The sequence below is a fragment of the Aeromonas bestiarum genome (assembly GCF_028751155.1).
GTDB lineage: Bacteria > Pseudomonadota > Gammaproteobacteria > Enterobacterales > Aeromonadaceae > Aeromonas > Aeromonas bestiarum.
In genome coordinates, this window is the sequence record NZ_CP064746.1 from 272,501 (window position 1) to 291,551 (window position 19,051).

The following is a 19,051-nucleotide window of genomic DNA, read 5'->3' on the forward strand; positions in this document are numbered from 1 at the left end:
TGAAATCGAGTAGGGCGGGACACGTGACATCCTGTCTGAATATGGGGGGACCATCCTCCAAGGCTAAATACTCCTGACTGACCGATAGTGAACCAGTACCGTGAGGGAAAGGCGAAAAGAACCCCTGTGAGGGGAGTGAAATAGAACCTGAAACCGTGTACGTACAAGCAGTGGGAGCCCTTCGGGGTGACTGCGTACCTTTTGTATAATGGGTCAGCGACTTACATTTTGTAGCGAGGTTAACCGTATAGGGGAGCCGTAGGGAAACCGAGTCTTAACTGGGCGTCTAGTTGCAAGGTGTAGACCCGAAACCGGGTGATCTAGCCATGGGCAGGTTGAAGGTTGAGTAACATCAACTGGAGGACCGAACCCACTAACGTTGCAAAGTTAGGGGATGACCTGTGGCTGGGGGTGAAAGGCCAATCAAACTCGGAGATAGCTGGTTCTCCCCGAAAGCTATTTAGGTAGCGCCTCGGACGAATACTACTGGGGGTAGAGCACTGTTTGGACTAGGGGGTCATCCCGACTTACCAACTCCATGCAAACTCCGAATACCAGTAAGTAATATCCGGGAGACACACGGCGGGTGCTAACGTCCGTCGTGAAGAGGGAAACAACCCAGACCGCCGGCTAAGGTCCCAAAGTTCTGGTTAAGTGGGAAACGATGTGGGAAGGCTCAGACAGCTAGGATGTTGGCTTAGAAGCAGCCATCATTTAAAGAAAGCGTAATAGCTCACTAGTCGAGTCGGCCTGCGCGGAAGATGTAACGGGGCTCAAACCAGGCACCGAAGCCGCGGATTCACACTTATGTGTGAGTGGTAGGGGAGCGTTCTGTAAGTCTGCGAAGGTGTATCGAGAGGTATGCTGGAGATATCAGAAGTGCGAATGCTGACGTAAGTAACGATAAAGGGGGTGAAAAGCCTCCTCGCCGGAAGACCAAGGGTTCCTGTCCAACGTTAATCGGGGCAGGGTGAGTCGACCCCTAAGGTGAGGCCGAAAGGCGTAATCGATGGGAAGCAGGTTAATATTCCTGCACGACTTGTAATTGCGATGGGGGGACGGAGAAGGCTAGGTGGGCCAGGCGACGGTTGTCCTGGTGAAAGTGCGTAGGTGGTGTTTCTAGGCAAATCCGGAGACACAACACTGAGACACGAGACGAAGCCACTACGGTGGTGAAGCCATTGATGCCCTGCTTCCAGGAAAAGCCTCTAAGCTTCAGATTACAAGTCATCGTACCCCAAACCGACACAGGTGGTCGGGTAGAGAATACCAAGGCGCTTGAGAGAACTCGGGTGAAGGAACTAGGCAAAATAGAACCGTAACTTCGGGAGAAGGTTCGCTCTTGACAGTGAAGTCCCTTGCGGATGGAGCAGTTGGGAGTCGCAGTGACCAGATGGCTGGGACTGTTTATCAAAAACACAGCACTCTGCAAACACGAAAGTGGACGTATAGGGTGTGACACCTGCCCGGTGCCGGAAGGTTAATTGATGGGGTTAGCGCAAGCGAAGCTCTTGATCGAAGCCCCGGTAAACGGCGGCCGTAACTATAACGGTCCTAAGGTAGCGAAATTCCTTGTCGGGTAAGTTCCGACCTGCACGAATGGTGTAACCATGGCCATGCTGTCTCCACCCGAGACTCAGTGAAATCGAATTCGCCGTGAAGATGCGGTGTACCCGCGGCTAGACGGAAAGACCCCGTGAACCTTTACTACAGCTTGGCACTGAACATTGAACCTACATGTGTAGGATAGGTGGGAGGCTTTGAAGGCGTGACGCCAGTTGCGCTGGAGCCGTCCTTGAAATACCACCCTTGTATGTTTGATGTTCTAACGCAGGTCCCTGAATCGGGATCGCGGACAGTGCCTGGTGGGTAGTTTGACTGGGGCGGTCTCCTCCCAAAGAGTAACGGAGGAGCACGAAGGTTGGCTAATCCTGGTCGGACATCAGGAGGTTAGTGCAATGGCATAAGCCAGCTTAACTGCGAGACGGACAGGTCGAGCAGGTACGAAAGTAGGTCATAGTGATCCGGTGGTTCTGAATGGAAGGGCCATCGCTCAACGGATAAAAGGTACTCCGGGGATAACAGGCTGATACCGCCCAAGAGTTCATATCGACGGCGGTGTTTGGCACCTCGATGTCGGCTCATCACATCCTGGGGCTGAAGTCGGTCCCAAGGGTATGGCTGTTCGCCATTTAAAGTGGTACGCGAGCTGGGTTCAGAACGTCGTGAGACAGTTCGGTCCCTATCTGCCGTGGGCGTTGGATGATTGAAGGGAGTTGCTCCTAGTACGAGAGGACCGGAGTGAACGAACCTCTGGTGTTCGGGTTGTCACGCCAGTGGCACTGCCCGGTAGCTAAGTTCGGAATCGATAACCGCTGAAAGCATCTAAGCGGGAAGCGAGCCCTGAGATGAGTCATCCCTGACCCCTTGAGGGTCCTAAAGGGCCGTTGGAGACCACAACGTTGATAGGTGGGGTGTGTAAGCGCGGCGACGTGTTGAGCTAACCCATACTAATTACCCGTGAGGCTTAACCATACAACACCCAAGAAGTGTTCTGAGACTTGTAGCAAGTGCGAGACTACTTACCTAATTCAGTGATAACGACCAGGCAATAGCCAATCAGTCGTTACTCACGTCAGCTTTCCGAGATTGAAGTTATTTGCCTGGCGGCCATAGCGCCGTGGAACCACCTGATCCCATGCCGAACTCAGAAGTGAAACGCGGTAGCGCCGATGGTAGTGTGGCATTCGCCATGCGAGAGTAGGACACTGCCAGGCACCCAATTAAACAGCGCCGTGCACATCACGACGTTGGCCGAGAGGATGACACCTCGTTGAAACGGCAGACAATTTAGCAAAAAGCTAACCAGACAGCGGAGCGGTAGTTCAGTCGGTTAGAATACCGGCCTGTCACGCCGGGGGTCGCGGGTTCGAGTCCCGTCCGCTCCGCCAGTAAATTGAAAGGCCTTCCCCATCGGGAAGGCCTTTTTGCTTTTTGGCATTTGCGAACGGAAATAAGGAAGTGAGGGATACTAGGTAGGGCTGCGACTCGCCACTGGCATCTCTATCCCAGTCTGTCACCCCTTGTGCTCGTTACCCTGCCACCGGCTGCCTAGTCCTGAGATTGTTCAGCTAGCGTTTAGCGATTTAAACCGCTATCTGGAGCTTTGTACCTCAGTGACTGACGCAGGTGCTCCATGGTGTAACTCTGGATAGCCTCACTCACCATCACCATCACCATCACTTGAGCCAAGTCCATCAGACTTTGTATGGATGGCTTTGTTATATCCTCTAAGAGAGGCTGCGCTTGTAAACGTTCGTTCGGGGGGGCTTGTAATGCAGATAAGTCGTGGATGCGGATCTAAGGCGGGGTGTGCACGCATGGCTATCGAACGATGGGGCCAGGCTGTAAAGATGCAAAAGAAAAGGGGACGGCAGCTGCCGTCCCCTCAAGTCATCTAGTCCAGTCCATGAACTGCAACGCTCCCTGCAATCCCTGACTTTATCCTGATCCTTCGGAATATCCCCTTCCCAATCCGTTGAGGTGTCCTGTGGCCATCCTAGCCTGGCAATCGATCCTGATTGCTGCACTCTCTCCATCCTGGAGGTGTCCGTTACCACATCCCGTGGTGTTCCTTGCGTCGTCCTGACAGATAACCATCCGGGTTATCTCGCTTCATCCTGAAGCTGTCCTGCTCGCATCCGGCGAGGTCCTGTTCTTCCTGAAGAGCGCAATCCGTACCGCTCTGCCTCATCCCGAGGTGTCCACAACCACATCCTGTGGCGTCCTGTTCAATCCATTTGATAACCTTCCCGGTTACCTGCCTCATCCTGAGGTGTCCCTGACCACGTCCTGTGGATTATTCCCTGCTTATGCGCTGTTCCTGCATCCTGCCGGACCAGCTCCGTCCTTGTGAGACCCATATTAAGGGAACCGCATAGCGGAACAAGGGAGGTTGGGCGGTTATCGGCATGACCCGGCTTGGTTCAACCCAGCCATTAACAAGATAAATCCATACTAATCATTGTCTTAGTTTGTTTCATTGGAAAGCATATGGATTCAAAGATGGCTTCGCGTACGGCTCAACACAGTGGCCTCTTACAGCGGCTATGGCGGATCTCTCACACGCAAAAACAGGGGGAAAACGATGGTACAACGCGGCTCAATTAAGCGGGCAAGAGTTAAAAATTAATTGAATAAATATGCTCAAAAAGAATACAAAAAAGCCGAGGCTGGGCTCGGCTTTTTTGGGATTAGCTGACTCGGCTGCCAGGCGTGGGATATGCCTTGCGCAACGACTCTGGCGCCAACACTTCCAGGTTGCCGCTCATGTTGTTCAACCAGGTGCGAAATTCAGGGGTGTCCTGTACCTCGGTCTCCACGACTACGCTGCGCTTATCGTAGCGGGTCATGCGCGGGTTGTGGCCCGGGATCTGTCCATCGACCAGAGTCGGGCAGTTGGCATCTATGCGACCGACGAAGCGGATAGGGCCGCTGACATCCTGGTAGCCCTGATCGCGGATCAGCTTCTGGATATTGAAGTCCTTCGGCTGGGTCGCGCTGAAGTTGGTCAGCTCCACGCCCTTGATGTGATCGAAAGGTATACCGTACACCTTGGGATCCAGCTCGGACAGGGTGCAGAGCAGGGTCGGACCGTCGGCCTGATTCAGGATACCGAGGGGATTGATGCGGTCATAGCAGAGCCATACGGTACGTTCCTTGATGACACGCTGGATCTCGGCACTGAACTTGCGACCGCGCCAGAGGGCATCGCGGATCAAGGTGCTGCGACGGATCTCAGGATTACCGGCAAACGGACGCGGTGACTGATGCACGCTTTCGAGCCAGCGTTCGGCCAGTTCACTCTGGCTGTCGCGGATCACCTGGCTGGCTTTGTCGACCAGCGGGTTCAATTCGGTCAGCACACTTGCCGGCAGCAGTTGGCTTGCCTGATCACTCCAGGTTTTCAGGGCCACCGCCAGCGACAGCGGCATTATGTTGGCGAAGTCGTTTAGGCCATGGCGCTCAAAGCACCAGCCGTGGGGTTTGCTGCGTTCATCCGAAGTGAGGTCGAACAACCCCATGCCGGACATCTCCTCCAGGTCCCGTTGCACGGTACGCAGACTGACGTGTATGCCTTCCTCTTCCAGTTTTACCTGGAGTTGGCTGGCGGTCAGCTTGTAAGGGCGGTGCGGGATGCAACGCGCCAAGGTCAGTTGTCGTAACAGCTTCTTACTCATGGTGCATGCCTTCACTGGTTTAGCGTTGAGTGTATCCTAGCTATGACATGCGACAGTCTATGTCGCAAGTTTTGCTGCGACAACTGTCGCCATTTTCATACAAACTGCTTTAACTGCATGATATTAAAGCTAATACATGTTTTGGTGGGCAGCAATCGAGGCTTTTAATTGATGAGAAAATCGCAAATGAAAGTGCTGTCTTGCGGTTTTTGGGGAGAGGAAAAAATAAAAATAGCAGGAAGAGGCAGAAGATGATGTGGAGGGGCGCGGCCCCTCCACCAGATGGCGACCTGTTATCAGGCCAGCCAGGACCAGGCTGACTTGCTGATGGCGGCTCCCACCATATAGCCGAATACCGCCAGGGCAGCTAGGCCGGCCACCAGCTTCTGGTTGCGGGCCGGTCGCTTGAGCGCCATGACGCCGAGGCCTATGTAGACTACCAGTGCGATCAGCTTGGCCATCAGCCAGGGTTGCTGCCCCGGGCTCATCTGCAACGTGACCGCCAACAGCACCCCGAACAGCAGCAAAAAGGTGTCGTTGACGTGGGGCGCTATCTTCAGCCAGCGCTGTTGCAGACGCGGGCTGCCGTTGAGAGAGAGCATCCAGCGATAGACGAACAGCAGCAGGCTGACGATGGCCAGGGTCATGTGCAGATGTTTGAGCATGGGGTAATAGGCAATCATATTGCTTCCTTGTCGTTGTCGGGCAGACCGCTGTTCCAGTTGTGAGCGTGAATGCGCTCCTGTCCTTCCTGATCGTCTTGCAACAGATCGGAGAGGATATCCCGGTATTGCAGGCTCTTGTTGATATAGGTGTGTTCGTCGTCCAGGTAGTTGACCTGCTCCCGCAGCAACCAGTTGTCGTGCTGTTTGAAGGTCTGTCCCGCCCGCCAGGCCTGGTTGGCCCGAAATCCCAGCTGGGTCAGGGCTTCCACCCCCAGATCCACGGCGGAACCCAGGGTTTCCCGATACACGCTGCCCACGCCCTGGCGCAGGATCTCGTGAGCGTGAGGTCTGTCCTGGGCTCGCGCCAGTATCTTAAGGTGCGGGAAGTGTTTCTTCACCATTTCAATCACTTCGAGCGAGGTGGCCGGATCGTTGATGGAGAGCACCAGCAGCTTGGCCTTGTGGGCGCCGGCGGCATGCAACAGGTCGAGCCTACTGGCATCGCCGTAGAACACCTGGTAGCCGTACTTGCGCAGCATTTCGATCTGGCTGGCATCCTGCTCGAGTATGGTGGTGCCTATGCCGTGGCCGTGCAGCAGGCGTCCCACTATCTGGCCAAAACGGCCGAAGCCGGCGATGATCACCGGGTGTTCCACCAGCTCCGGCTGCTCATGCTGCGGTGTGTCGCTGTGGGTGCGGTAATCGAACCAGGGCTGGATCACCCGATCGTTGAGGATCAGCAAGAGCGGCGTCAGCGCCATGGAGAGGGCCACCACCAGGGTGAGCAGCGAGATGGTGTCGCCGGGCAGCACCTTGTTCTGGGCGGCGAACGAGAACAGCACGAAGGCAAACTCTCCCCCTTGCGCCAGCGCTAGCCCGAAGGTCCAGCGTTGGCTCGGCGAGATGCGAATCACAAAGCCGAGCGCCATCAGCACCAGCCACTTGAGCGCCATCAGGCCGACCACCAGGGTCGGGATGAGCAAGGGGTGTTCGGCAAACAGGCTGAAGTTGATGCCGGCGCCCACCGACATGAAGAAGAGGCCGAGCAGCAAGCCCTTGAACGGCTCTATGTCCGCCTCCAGCTCGTGGCGATACTCGCTGTCGGCCAGCACCACACCGGCGAGGAAGGAGCCAAGGGCCGGGGAGAGCCCCACCGACTCCATCAGCACTGCGATGGCGATCACCAGCAGCAGGGCGGCAGCGACGAAGATCTCCCGCATGTGGGATTGGGCTATGGCCCGAAACACCGGGCGCATCAGGTAGTGGCCACCCAGCACTATGCCGGAGATGGCCGCAACCACCAGCAGGCCATGCTGCCAGCCGGCCAGCTCGGAGCTGCCATTGCTGGCCACCGGCGCTATGGCGAGCAGTGGCAGGATCGCCAGTATGGGAATGACGGCGATATCCTGGAACAGCAGCACCGCAAAGGCGGAGCGGCCGCTCTCGCTCTGCATCAGCTTGCGCTCCTGCAGGCTCTGCAGAACTATGGCCGTGGACGATAGCGCCAGAATGAGACCTATGGCCAGTCCCTGTTGCCAGGGCAGGCCGATGAGATGAGCGACTCCGGTCAGGGCCCCCGTGGTGAGCAGCACTTGCAGGCCACCGGTGCCGAGTATGGGCCCCTTCAGTTGCCACAGCAGGGCAGGGCGCAGCTCCAGTCCGACCAGAAACAGCATCAGCACCACGCCGAACTCGGCGAAGTGCATCACATCCTTCTGCTCTCCCACCAGCCCCAGCAGGAAGGGGCCTATGATGATGCCCGCCAGCAGGTAGCCGAGCACGGAACCCAGCCCCCAGCGCTTGGCCAGCGGCACGGCGATCACCGCCGCCGAGAGGTAGATAAGCGCATCAAACAGTAATCCGTGACCCATCAGCCGGCCCTCCGTTCGCATGTCTGGCCCGACTCACAGGGTCGGCCAAATGACTGACAGTGTTTCATGAGAGCACCTCCAGCAGATCCCGCAGATAGGGGCTGCCGCCGAGTTGGGCCGGGGTCAGCTGCTCGTCGCGCAGGGCACACAACAGCTGGCGATAATCCTGGCCACAGCGGCGCAGCGCCTCCGGATCCTTGATCTTGTGAAAGGAGTGCAGCACGAACGGCGGCAGCCAGCGCATGCCACACAACTGCGCCGTTTGCTGGAACGGCAGCAGGAAGTCGAGCAGCGGGCGGCGGTTGTAGCCTTCGCTGCAATAGGAGTCGGGGGCGCCCCCCGTGGTGATGGCACTCAGCCACTGCTTGCCATTGAGGGCGTGGGCCTCGGGGCCGTAGGCGTAGCCATACTCCAGCACCAGATCCATCCACTCCTTCATGATGGCGGGGCAGGAGTACCAGTAGAAGGGGTGCTGAAAGACGATGATGTCGTGTTCCGACAGCAGGGCTTGCTCCCGCTTCACGTTGATGAACATGTCCGGGTAGTGCTGGTAGAGGTCGTGCACCGTGACCCCCTCCAGATCGGAGACGGCCTGCAGCAGCTGCTTGTTGGCCCGGGAGCTCTGCAGGGCCGGGTGTGAAAAGAGAACCAGAATGCGTTTCATGAAGTCATAACCTGAAGATGGGCCTGATACCGGTGAAAAGAAGATGCATTGAGCTGCGACGTTATCAAGAAGCGCAATAGCCCGCCAGTTCCGGGATCAGATCGCGCAGCGCCGGATTCAGGGTCTGATGGGCGGGATAGCAGAGTCCGATGCGCCGAAACATCCGCGGCCCGCTCACCGCGACCGTGCACAGGCCGGGTTCGTCGTCCACCAGGCCGTCGGGCAGGAAGCTGATGCCGACGCCCGCCAGCACCAGCGCCATCACCAGCCCCTTGCTTTCGGCCTTGGCCACCAGGTTGAGGGTGAGCCGGTCGCAGGCCAGCAGCCCTATGGTCTGCTGATGGGCCTCACAGGGCGGGCACTCAATAAAATCATAATGCTGCAGCTCAGTCAGCGCGATGCGGGCGCGGCTGGCGAGGGGGTGGTCGGTACGCATGCACAGCACATAGTCCTCTTCCCACAGGGGCAGGAAGATCTCGTCCTCCCGGCGCAGCGCATCCAGGGTCAGCCGGCAGTCGGCGGGGCTGGTGTAGTCGGAGAGGGTGAGATCCAGCTCGGGCAGCACGCCCTGCACCCGCTGCAGCAAGCCGGCCAGCCGGTGGCGGCTCAGATCCGGCATGATGGCCATGTTGAGTCGTGCGCGCGTCGCCTTCTGGCGAAACAGCTCCGGCAGGCGGCGTGCCTCTTCCACCAGCTTGACCGCATGGGGATAGAGGTAATGGGCCGGATCCTTTGCCTCAACCCCCTTCTTGCCCCGGGTGAACAGGCTGTCGCCGAGCGCCTCTTCCAGCTGGCGCAGGCCGGCCGAGAGGGAGGGTTGGCTGACGTGGCAGCGCAGTGCCGCCGCCGTGATGTTTTTCTCTTCATAGATGGCGATGAAGAAGCGCAGCAATCTCAGATCCAGCATGAGCCCAACCATAGTTTTTTCAGATGATAACCAGCGGAAAACAATATTTATCACTGATGGATGCTGCGACTATAGTGACTGAGTTCCGTGCTGGCCAGCCGCTTGTGTGATCCCGTTTCTCATCGAATCAAAAGGAAATACCATGTCCAAGTCCCTCGTCGTGATCACCGGTGCCTCCGCCGGGATCGGTGCCGCCATCGCCCGCGCCTTCTCGGCCGCCGGTCATCCGCTCTTGCTGCTGGCCCGCCGGGTCGAGCCCATGCAGGCGCTGGGTCTGCCCAACGCCTTGTGTGTCAGCGTCGATGTCACCGACACGGCCGCCATGAAGGCCGCCATCCAGCAGGCAGAGACCCGGTTCGGCCCTGTGGGTTGCCTGGTCAACAATGCCGGCGTCATGTTGCTGGGGCAGGCCGACGTGCAGGATCCCGCCGAGTGGCAGCAGATGCTCAACATCAATGTGATGGGGGTGCTGAACGGCGTTCATGCCGTGCTGGCCGGGATGAAGGCTCGCCGCAGCGGTACCATAGTCAACATCAGCTCCATCGCCGGTCGCAAGACCTTCCCGAACCATGCGGCCTATTGTGCCACCAAGTTCGCGGTGCACGCCCTGACCGAAAATATCCGGGAAGAGGTGGCCGACGTCGGCGTGCGCATGGTGACCATAGCCCCTGGCGCGGTCGAGACCGACCTGCTCAGTCACACCACGGACGAGAGCATCAAGGCCGGTTATCACGACTGGAAGGATCAGATGGGCGGCGTGATCGCGCCCGAGGTGATCGCCGAGGCCGTGCTCTATGCCTGGCATCAGCCCGCCAACGTCTGCGTACGCGAAATCGTGCTGGCGGCCACCCGTCAGCAACCCTGATCCGGACTGGCCATGAGGGGAGGGCTTGACCCTCCCCCTGGGCCAAGGGTTACCATAGGGCTCCTCCGATCAATGAGTCATGTCATGGTTCTGACCCGTCGCCAACTCGCTCGCGCCCGCCGCTGGCTCCCCCTGTGGAGTCTGCTGATGGTGCTGATGTCGTTTGGCAGCCGGGCGGCGACCGATCTCTGTACCCTGACGCCCCATTGCAGCCAGAGCGAGCGTACCCTGGAGAAGGCCATGCCATGTGGCAGCTTCACCTCGGCGCTGGCCATGACGGTGCTCACCAGCGACAGCCTGACGGTGGCCGTACTGGAACCGGACATGCCACAGTTTCTCTCCCCCTCCCTGTTCACGCCTGAGGTGCCGCTCGAGCGGCTCGAGCGTCCTCCCCGTCATCCAGGTTGAGTCGAGTTCCCCTGTTTTTTTGGGTATTTCTTCTTATCTGAGGTGAGTTATGTACAAGTCCCTGTTACTGGCCCTGCTGGCCGGTACCGTCAGCTTCTCCGCCCTCGCGGCCGAGCAGATGACCGTCTACAAGTCCCAGTATTGCGGCTGTTGCAAGACCTGGATCAAGCACATGGAAGAGAACGGCTTTGAGGTCAAGGTCGTCGAAACCGAGCAGCTCGATCCCATCAAGCAGCAGTACGGCATCACACCGCAGCTGGCCTCCTGCCACACGGGCGTGGTGAATGGCTATGTGGTGGAGGGGCATGTACCCGCCGCCGACGTGCAGAAGCTGCTCAAGGAAAAACCGGCGATCCGCGGCCTGACCATTCCGGGCATGCCCCAGAGTGCGCCAGGCATGGATATTCCGGGTCAGCCCTACCAGGTGCTGAGCATCAGCAACGAGGGCGCGACCAGGGTCTGGTCGAGCTACCCCGGCTGACGCAAACTGGCCATGAGCAGGCACGACTCCATCATGTGAGGCACACCTGAGCGAACCTGTGTCGCTCATGGTCAGGTTTGAGGGCCGCTATCGCGAGATAGTGGCCCTTTTACCTGTTCTTGCGGGTTTTGCAGGGTGATAACTTGCAACTGGGGGCGACAAGGGGCAGATTGATCCCCTATCCAAGGAGCCAAGGCTCAGGTCTGCTAACCCTTTTAAAGCGCAAAGGATGCGACATGTTCACCTTTCCCCGAGGGCTTCTGCTGCTGGCTTGCCTGGTTGCCGTTCCCTGTTCATATGCCAATGATGAGTCCGCCATGCCCACAAGCGACACCCTTATCCAGCCTCCCGTGGCCACCAAACACCCTCATACCATCAAGAAACACGGCGACGTCCGGGTCGACAACTACTACTGGCTGCGCGATGACGAGCGCCAGAAACCCGAGGTACTGGCCTACCTGGAGGCGGAGAACGCCTATACCGAGGCCATGCTCAAGCCGACCCGGCCGCTGCGCGACCAGCTCTACCAGGAGATGGTGGCCCGCATTCCCCAGCAGGATGAGTCCGTCCCCTATGTGAAGAACGGCTACCGTTACCAGACCCGCTATGAGCCGGGCAAGGAGTACGGCATCTACTCCCGCAGCAAAGTGGACGGGCCGCAGGAGCCCGAGCCGATGCTGGACAGCAACCAGCGCGCAGAGGGGCACGAGTTCTATTCCCTTGGCGCCCTGGAGGTGAGCCGCAACAATCGCTGGCTGGCGGTGGCGGAAGATTTCCTCTCGCGCCGTCAGTACCAGATCCAGTTCCTCGATCTGGAGAGCGGCAAATGGGCCGCCGACAAGCTCGAGAACACCTCCGGCAACCTGGTGTGGGCCAATGACAGCAAGACGGTGTTCTACGTGCGCAAGCACCCCAAGACCCTGTTGCCCTATCAGGTCTATCGCCACGAGCTTGGCTCGGATCCGGCGAAAGATACCCTGGTGTATGAGGAGAAGGACGACACCTTCTACGTCAGCCTCTATGCCACCACCTCGGAAGATTTCATCGTCATTGCCCTCTCCAGCACCACCACGGGCGAGGCGCGCCTCATCGACGCCAACGTGCCGACTCAGGCACCGCGGCTGTTCCTGCCCCGTCAGGTGGATCACGAATACAGCCTGGATCACTACCGTGGTCGCTTCTATGTGCGCTCCAACAAGGACGGCAAGAACTTCGGCCTGTACGAGACCAAGGAGAGCCCGGTCGAGCGCTGGAAGGCGGTGATCGCCCCCAATCCGGACGTGCTGCTGGAGAGCTATGCCCTGTTCAAGGAGTGGCTGGTGCTGGAGGAGCGCAATCAGGGGCTGACCCGGCTGCGCCAGATCAACTGGCAGAGCGGTGACGAGAAGGAGATCGCCTTCGACGATCCCGCCTATGTCACCTGGCTCGCCTACAATCCGGAGCCGGAGACCAGCCAGCTGCGCTACGGCTACTCCTCCATGACCACCCCCTCGTCCACCTATGAGCTGGATATGGCGAGCGGCAAGCGCACCCTGCTCAAGCAGCAGGCGGTGGCGGGCTTCAAGCCGGAGCTGTACGCCAGCGAGCGGCTCTGGGTGACCGCCCGTGATGGTGTGGCCGTGCCTGTGTCTCTGGTCTATCGCAAGGATCTGTTCAAGAAAGAGAGTGCCGGGTCGCCAAAAAATCCGCTGCTGGTCTACGGCTATGGCTCCTACGGCGCCAGCATGGATCCCGATTTCAGCACGGCTCGCCTGAGCCTGCTGGACCGGGGCTTCGTCTATGCCATCGCCCATATCCGGGGTGGCGAGGAGCTGGGCCGCCACTGGTATGAAGATGGCAAGCTGCTGAAAAAACAGAATACCTTCAACGACTTCATCGATGTGACCGAGGCGCTGGTGGCGCAGGGGTATGGCGCCAGGGATCAGGTCTACGCCATGGGCGGCAGCGCCGGCGGCCTGCTGATGGGGGCCGTCATCAATCAGGCGCCCCAGCTCTATCGCGGCGTGGTGGCCCAGGTGCCCTTCGTCGACGTGGTCACCACCATGCTGGACGAGTCCATCCCCCTCACCACGGGGGAGTACGACGAGTGGGGCAACCCGAACCAGAAGCGCTACTACGACTACATGAAGGCCTACAGCCCCTACGATCAGGTCAAGGCGCAGGCCTACCCGAACATGCTGGTGACCACAGGGCTGCATGACTCCCAGGTACAGTATTGGGAGCCCGCCAAGTGGGTGGCCAAGCTGCGCGAGCTGAAGACGGATGGTAACAAGTTGTTGCTGAATACCGACATGGATGCCGGCCACGGCGGCAAGTCGGGTCGCTTCAAGGCCTACGAGGATATCGCGCTGGAGTTTGCGTTTATCCTGGATCTGGCCAAGCCGAAAGCATAAGTCACCAAGGTTGCAGCCCTTGCCAGTCAAGGGCTGCAAAAGAATCTCGTCTATATCCCCCGCCTGCCAACCGGTAGCACACTCCAATTAATCCCTGATCAGTAAATTAATGATCGGCTTCAAATTTCTCGTCATCCATATCCATCATTTTGTGTTTTTGTTTGATTTATGTTGGCGCCATGTGCTTAATCGAAGCCGTTATGACGCTTTGATTGGTCCCTTCCGGGCCAATTATCTTCGGTTGGCATGAAGCCGACTGTCTCACCACAGGATGCTGGTGGCTTTTTGGGGAACGCTCGCCGTTCACCCGATTCCTCATATCGAGGTCATGGATGACCACCGACGCAGAACGGTGGTTTGTCCGGCATTCGCCCGTGGAACGGGCGAGCTGAATCAATCAAAAAGGATGAACAACATGAAAGGATTATCCCTGGCGTGTGCCTTGTCGGCTGCCCTGGTCGGTGTCTCGTTTGGTGGTCCGCTGCAGGCGCAGGAGCGCTTCGTGACCATAGGCACAGGCGGTCAGACCGGCGTCTACTACGTGGCGGGCCAGTCCATCTGCCGCTTCCTCAATCGCGGCGCCGCCGATCACCAGATCAAGTGCAACGCCCCGGCCAGCGGTGGCGGTGTGGCCAACGTCAACGGCATCCGCAGCGGTGAATTCAACTTCGGCATCATGCAGTCCGACCATCAGTACAAGGCGATGAAGGGGCTGCCGCCGTTCCAGACCGAGGGGGCCATGGGCGACATGCGCGCCGTCTTCTCCCTGCAGAGCGAGGTGTTCACCATACTGGCGCGCCGCGATGCCAAGATCGCCAGCTTCGACGACATGAAGGGCAAGCGCGTCAACATCGGCAACCCGGGCTCGGGCCAGCGCGACACCATGGAAGAGATAATGGCGGTCAAGGGCTGGAAGAAGAGTGACTTCGGTCTGGTCTCCGAGTTGAAACCGGCCGAGCAGGCCTCCGCCCTTGGCGACAACAACATAGACGCCATGAGCTACTTCGTCGGCCACCCGAACGGCGCCATCCAGGAAGCCTCCACCACCACAGACGCCGTGCTGGTACCTGTGACCGGTGCCGACATCGACAAGCTGCTGGCAGAGAAGAGCTACTACACCAAGGCCGAGATCCCGGGCGGCATCTACAAGGGCAGCGATCAGCCGACCCCGTCCATCGGTGGCAAGGCGGTGCTCTCCACCAGTGCCAAGGCCGATCCGGAAGTGGTCTATCAGCTGGTCAAATCCGTTTTCGACAACCTGGATCGCTTCAAGCGCCTGCACCCGGCTTTCGCCGATCTGAAAGAGGCCGACATGATCAAGGTGGGGCTCTCGGCGCCGCTGCATGAAGGGGCCGCCCGCTACTACAAAGAGCGCGGTTGGCTCTGATTGAAGGCCCAAGGGCCCAGGTCACTCTCTTCGACACCCGTCAGCCGCTGCCCGGTTGCGGGGGCGGGTGTCGCTCTTGTTGTACTCGTTGGCACAAGTTAACCCTATGCAAGATAAACAACTCTCTACCGAGGAACTGATCGCCCAGGACGTGGGCGCTCGCCTGCCGTTCGGCCTCATGGGCGGGCTCATCACCACACTGGCGCTGGCCTGGTCCCTGTTCCAGCTCTGGATCGCCTCGCCGCTACCCTTCATGCTGGGCTTTGGCGTGCTCAATGACACCGAGACCCGTGCCATTCACCTCACCTTCGCCCTGCTGCTGGCCTATCTGGTGTTTCCGGCGTTTCGTTCATCGCCACGGGATCGGGTGCCGCTCGGCGACATCGCCTTGGGGCTCATCGCCGCCGGGGCCGCCAGCTACCTGTTCGTGATGTACCAGGCGCTGGCCCTGCGGCCGGGCAGTCTGACCACAGAGGATCTGATCACCGCCTGCATCGGCATCCCGCTGCTGCTGGAAGCGGCGCGCCGCGCCCTGGGGCCGGCGCTGGCGGTCATCGCCCTGCTGTTTCTCGCCTATAGCCTGGCGGGGCCCTGGATGCCGGGGCTGCTGGCCCATCGCGGGGTGAGCTTCACCGCGTTGGCCAACCACCAGTGGATCACCACGGAAGGGGTATTCGGGATTGCCCTCGGCGTCTCCACCAGCTTCGTGTTCCTGTTCGTGCTGTTCGGTGCCCTGCTGGAGCGGGCCGGTGCCGGCCACTACTTCATCCAGCTCGCCTTCAGCCTGCTCGGTCACCTGCGCGGCGGCCCGGCCAAGGCGGCTGTGGTGGCCTCCGGCCTGACCGGCCTCATCTCCGGCTCCTCCATCGCCAACGTGGTGACCACGGGCACTTTCACCATTCCCATGATGAAAAAGGTGGGGTTCAGCTCGGAGAAGGCGGGGGCGGTGGAAGTGGCCTCCTCGGTCAACGGCCAGATCATGCCGCCTGTGATGGGGGCTGCCGCCTTTCTGATGGTGGAGTACGTGGGCATTCCCTACGTCGAGATCATCAAGCACGCCTTCCTGCCGGCGACCATCTCCTACATAGCGCTGCTCTACATAGTGCATCTGGAGGCGCTCAAGCTCGGCATGCAGCCCATAGGTGGTCATCAGCCCAAGCCCTGGCTGCGCCGGTTGACCGGCTTCGCCTTCGGCGCTGCCCTCATCAGCGGGCTGTCGATGGGGGTCTACTACGGCCTGGGCTGGCTCAAGCCGGCGCTGGGTGAGTACGCCCTGCCAGGCATAGCCCTGCTGCTGGCCATCACCTATCTGGGTTTGCTGAAAATAGCGGCCAGCCATGAGCCGCTGGCGGCGGAGGATCCGGACAAGCCGCTGATTGAGCTGCCCAACACCCGCGCCGTGCTGCTCTCCGGTCTGCACTTCCTGCTGCCGGTGGTGGTGCTGGTGTGGTGCCTGATGGTGGAACGGCTCTCGCCCGGGCTGTCGGCCTTCTGGGGGACCGTCATGCTGGTGATCATACTGCTGACCCAGCGGCCGCTGCTCAACTGGCTGCGCAGCGATGGCAAGCACGACTACGGCACCTTCAACGATGGCATGGTCGATCTGCGGGAGGGGTTGGTGGCCGGTGCCCGCAACATGATCGGCATCGGCATTGCCACCGCCACGGCGGGGATCATAGTGGGTGCCGTCTCCCAGACCGGGGTTGGTCTGGTGCTGGCGGATCTGGTGGAGATGCTCTCCATGGGCAACCTGCTGCTGATGCTGTTGCTTACCGCCCTGCTCAGCCTGATCCTCGGCATGGGGCTGCCCACCACCGCCAACTACATAGTGGTGTCCAGCCTGCTGGCGCCCGTTGTGGTGACGCTCGGGCAGCAGAACGGCCTGATAGTGCCGCTCATCGCTGTGCACCTGTTCGTCTTCTACTTCGGCATCATGGCGGACGTGACCCCGCCGGTGGGGCTGGCTTCGTTTGCGGCGGCGGCTGTCTCCAAGGGCGATCCCATCAAGACCGGCATCACAGCCTTCTACTACAGCCTGCGCACCGCCGCGCTGCCCTTCCTGTTCATCTTCAACACGGATCTGCTGCTGATCGACGTGGACTTCGCCCACGGGGTGCTGATCTTCATGGTGGCCACCGTCGCCATGCTGATCTTCGCCGCCGCGACCCAGGGCCATTTCCTGGTGAAGAGTCGCTGGTATGAGAGCGTGCTGCTGCTGCTGGTGGCCTTCACCCTGTTCCGCCCTGGTTTCTGGATGGACATGGTGCACGATCCCTATCGCGACACTGCGCCAGCCCAGCTGGCCCAGACCCTGGGCGAAGTGGAGGCGGAGAGCACACTGCGGCTGCGCGTCCAGGGTGAAGATGCGGTGGGCAAGTTGCGTCAGTCGACCGTGCTGCTGGCGGTGCCGGCAGGAGAGGATGGGGAGGCCCGCCTCGCCAGCCTGGGGCTGGCCTTGTATGAACAGGATGGCAAGACCCTGATCGACAGCGTCACCTTCGGCAGCCCGGCCGCCGCGGCCGGCATGGAGTTCGATCAGGAGATCCTGGTGGTCAAGGCGCCCACCGAGCGCTGGCGCAAGGAGTTGATGTGGCTGCCCGGCTTCCTGCTGTTTGCGCTGATCGTCGGGCTGCAACGGCGACGGGCGGTGCGAGCCTAACAAGGGTCAATAAAAACGGCGCCATAGAGGCGCCGTTTTCATCTTCCCGGTCGGGGCTTATTCTTGCGGATCCTGTTCCTGCAGCAGGCCCAGGGTCTGTTGTTCCACCGGGCTCAGGCCCAGCTGTTCGCAGGCTTGCTCGAAGCTGATGCCAAGGTGGCACACCATGATATCCATAACCGGGAGGGCTTATTCCTGTGGATCCTGTTCCTGCAGCAGGCTCAGGGTCTGTTGTTCCACTGGACTCAGGCCCAGCTGTTCGCAGGCTTGCTCGACGCTGATCCCTGGATACGACACATCATGATGTCGATGCCGGGAGGGCTTATTCCTGTGGATCCTGCTCCTGCAGCAGGCTCAGGGTCTGTTGTTCCACCGGGCTCAGGCCCAGCTGCTCGCAGGCTTGCTCGAAGCTGATGCCAAGGTGGCACATCATGATATCCATAACCGGGAGGGCTTATTCTTGCGGATCCTGTTCCTGCAGCAGGCTCAGGGTCTGTTGTTCCACCGGACTCAGGCCCAGCTGTTCGCAGGCTTGCTCGAAGCTGATGCCAAGGTGGCACATCATGATATCGATGGCGGGCAGATAGTTTTTCATTGCGTCTTCCATAGTGATCCTCCGGACCCGTTCCTTATGCCCGAACAGGGTGGGCCGGACAATTAGACTTTAGGCGTAGGCTGCTCATTTGCTGAGCGCCCCTGCCACTGGGCGGGGGAATTTGTTACTCTGCTTGTCAGCAAGAAGATGTTGCCGTATGACTGCGAGCAACACGTGAGGAGCAGGGCATGTTATTGAGTTTCTTGATCATCGCATCGGGCTGGTGGCACATTCGTGCGGCCTATGGCTCAGACTCCCGTCAGTTCTACATCAGCAAGCCGCTGACCATGCTGCTCATCATAGCGCTGGCGTTCGGCTATCAGGGCTATGACCACGACGGATCCCACGCCTGGATCCTGCTTGGCCTCTGCCTGTCGCTGGCCGGTGACGTGCTGCTGATGCTGCCAAGCGATCGTTTCATTCAGGGGCTGGCGGCATTTTTTGTCGCGCACCTCTGCTACATAGTCGGTTTCGCCCAGGGGCCGCTGGTGCTGAACCTGGTGGATGGCCTGCTGTTGCTGCTGGTGGCAGGCATGGTGTTCGGCCTGTTGTGGGGCAAGCTCGGGGAGATGAAGATCCCCGTGCTCTGCTACATGCTGGTGATCATCGGCATGGCCTGGGTGGCTGCCGGTGCCTGGCACGCCTCCTTGACCGCAGGCAGTGCCGCCGCCTTGGTGGGGGCGCTGATGTTCCTCTTCTCCGACAGCATGCTGGCGCTGGACCGCTTCCGCCGCCCCTTCCCCCATGCCACGGCCTGGGTGATGAGCAGCTACTTTGCCGCCCAGTTCCTGATCGCCGCTTCGCTGGCGGGGTGAAGAGGCGCCGCTCTCTTTCATCGCGCGGACCTGGATCCTGATCTTTGCCGACGGGTGAAGATCCATGACAATAAAAAATGGGCCTGTTGGCCCATTTTTTA

The 19,051-nt window shown here is 59.7% G+C and carries 13 protein-coding genes, 1 tRNA gene and 2 rRNA genes (1 of these 16 only partly in view); 10 read left to right on the forward strand and 6 right to left on the reverse strand.

The window, feature by feature from the left end; translation table 11 throughout:
- The 3 genes from IU367_RS01330 to IU367_RS01340 form a co-directional block, all read left to right on the forward strand.
- Positions 1 to 2,535: ribosomal RNA gene (locus IU367_RS01330) — 23S ribosomal RNA — on the forward strand (it extends 355 nt beyond the left edge of the window).
- Positions 2,536 to 2,662: 127 nt separating this feature from the next.
- Positions 2,663 to 2,777 (forward strand): 5S ribosomal RNA (gene rrf, locus IU367_RS01335).
- 97 nt (positions 2,778 to 2,874) lie between these two features.
- Positions 2,875 to 2,951: transfer RNA gene (locus tag IU367_RS01340), tRNA-Asp, on the forward strand.
- Positions 2,952 to 4,253: 1,302 nt separating this feature from the next.
- Here the strand turns inward: IU367_RS01340 and IU367_RS01345 are convergent.
- From IU367_RS01345 to IU367_RS01365, 5 genes are all read right to left on the reverse strand, one after another.
- On the reverse strand, positions 4,254 to 5,240 hold the full coding sequence (locus IU367_RS01345; protein ID WP_042868514.1) for a helix-turn-helix transcriptional regulator: 987 nt from the start codon (positions 5,238 to 5,240) through the stop codon (positions 4,254 to 4,256).
- A gap of 296 nt (positions 5,241 to 5,536) precedes the next feature.
- Positions 5,537 to 5,923 (reverse strand): SirB2 family protein, encoded by a 387-nt coding sequence (locus IU367_RS01350; RefSeq protein ID WP_241280075.1) that lies wholly within the window; start codon positions 5,921 to 5,923, stop codon positions 5,537 to 5,539.
- The gene (locus IU367_RS01355; RefSeq protein ID WP_274453226.1) at positions 5,920 to 7,776 is read right to left on the reverse strand and encodes a monovalent cation:proton antiporter-2 (CPA2) family protein; all 1,857 of its coding nucleotides are present in this window, start codon (positions 7,774 to 7,776) and stop codon (positions 5,920 to 5,922) included. The genes IU367_RS01350 and IU367_RS01355 overlap by 4 nt, the downstream gene beginning before the upstream one ends.
- A 64-nt stretch (positions 7,777 to 7,840) precedes the next feature.
- Entirely contained in the window at positions 7,841 to 8,440 is a 600-nt protein-coding gene (gene kefF / locus IU367_RS01360) for a glutathione-regulated potassium-efflux system oxidoreductase KefF (RefSeq protein ID WP_043141385.1), read from the reverse strand.
- A gap of 64 nt (positions 8,441 to 8,504) precedes the next feature.
- Complete coding sequence (locus IU367_RS01365; RefSeq protein WP_274453227.1) at positions 8,505 to 9,347, reverse strand: LysR family transcriptional regulator; 843 nt, start codon at positions 9,345 to 9,347, stop codon at positions 8,505 to 8,507.
- Between the two features lie 142 nt (positions 9,348 to 9,489).
- Between IU367_RS01365 and IU367_RS01370 the strand changes: the two genes are divergently transcribed.
- The 6 genes from IU367_RS01370 to IU367_RS01395 all read left to right on the forward strand — a co-directional run bounded on the left by IU367_RS01370 (position 9,490) and on the right by IU367_RS01395 (position 17,540).
- Complete coding sequence (locus tag IU367_RS01370; RefSeq protein ID WP_274453228.1) at positions 9,490 to 10,212, forward strand: SDR family oxidoreductase; 723 nt, start codon at positions 9,490 to 9,492, stop codon at positions 10,210 to 10,212.
- 84 nt (positions 10,213 to 10,296) lie between these two features.
- Positions 10,297 to 10,620, forward strand: a complete 324-nt coding sequence (locus IU367_RS01375; protein ID WP_274453229.1) for a hypothetical protein — start codon at positions 10,297 to 10,299, stop codon at positions 10,618 to 10,620.
- A gap of 49 nt (positions 10,621 to 10,669) precedes the next feature.
- Positions 10,670 to 11,101 carry a DUF411 domain-containing protein gene (locus IU367_RS01380; RefSeq protein WP_098981008.1) on the forward strand — a complete coding sequence of 144 codons (432 nt, stop codon included), beginning with the start codon at positions 10,670 to 10,672 and terminating at the stop codon, positions 11,099 to 11,101.
- 236 nt (positions 11,102 to 11,337) lie between these two features.
- Entirely contained in the window at positions 11,338 to 13,494 is a 2,157-nt protein-coding gene (locus tag IU367_RS01385) for a S9 family peptidase (RefSeq protein WP_274453230.1), read from the forward strand.
- Positions 13,495 to 13,909: 415 nt separating this feature from the next.
- The gene (locus IU367_RS01390; protein WP_274453231.1) at positions 13,910 to 14,881 is read left to right on the forward strand and encodes a TAXI family TRAP transporter solute-binding subunit; all 972 of its coding nucleotides are present in this window, start codon (positions 13,910 to 13,912) and stop codon (positions 14,879 to 14,881) included.
- 106 nt (positions 14,882 to 14,987) lie between these two features.
- Complete coding sequence (locus IU367_RS01395) at positions 14,988 to 17,540, forward strand: TRAP transporter permease (protein WP_274453232.1); 2,553 nt, start codon at positions 14,988 to 14,990, stop codon at positions 17,538 to 17,540.
- A 454-nt stretch (positions 17,541 to 17,994) separates the two neighbouring features.
- Here IU367_RS01395 and IU367_RS01400 read toward each other — a convergent pair whose 3' ends face one another.
- Complete coding sequence (locus tag IU367_RS01400) at positions 17,995 to 18,135, reverse strand: hypothetical protein (protein WP_162489544.1); 141 nt, start codon at positions 18,133 to 18,135, stop codon at positions 17,995 to 17,997.
- A gap of 188 nt (positions 18,136 to 18,323) precedes the next feature.
- Between IU367_RS01400 and IU367_RS01405 the strand changes: the two genes are divergently transcribed.
- On the forward strand, positions 18,324 to 18,950 hold the full coding sequence (locus IU367_RS01405; protein WP_042868534.1) for a lysoplasmalogenase: 627 nt from the start codon (positions 18,324 to 18,326) through the stop codon (positions 18,948 to 18,950).
- Positions 18,951 to 19,051 lie beyond the last annotated feature (101 nt).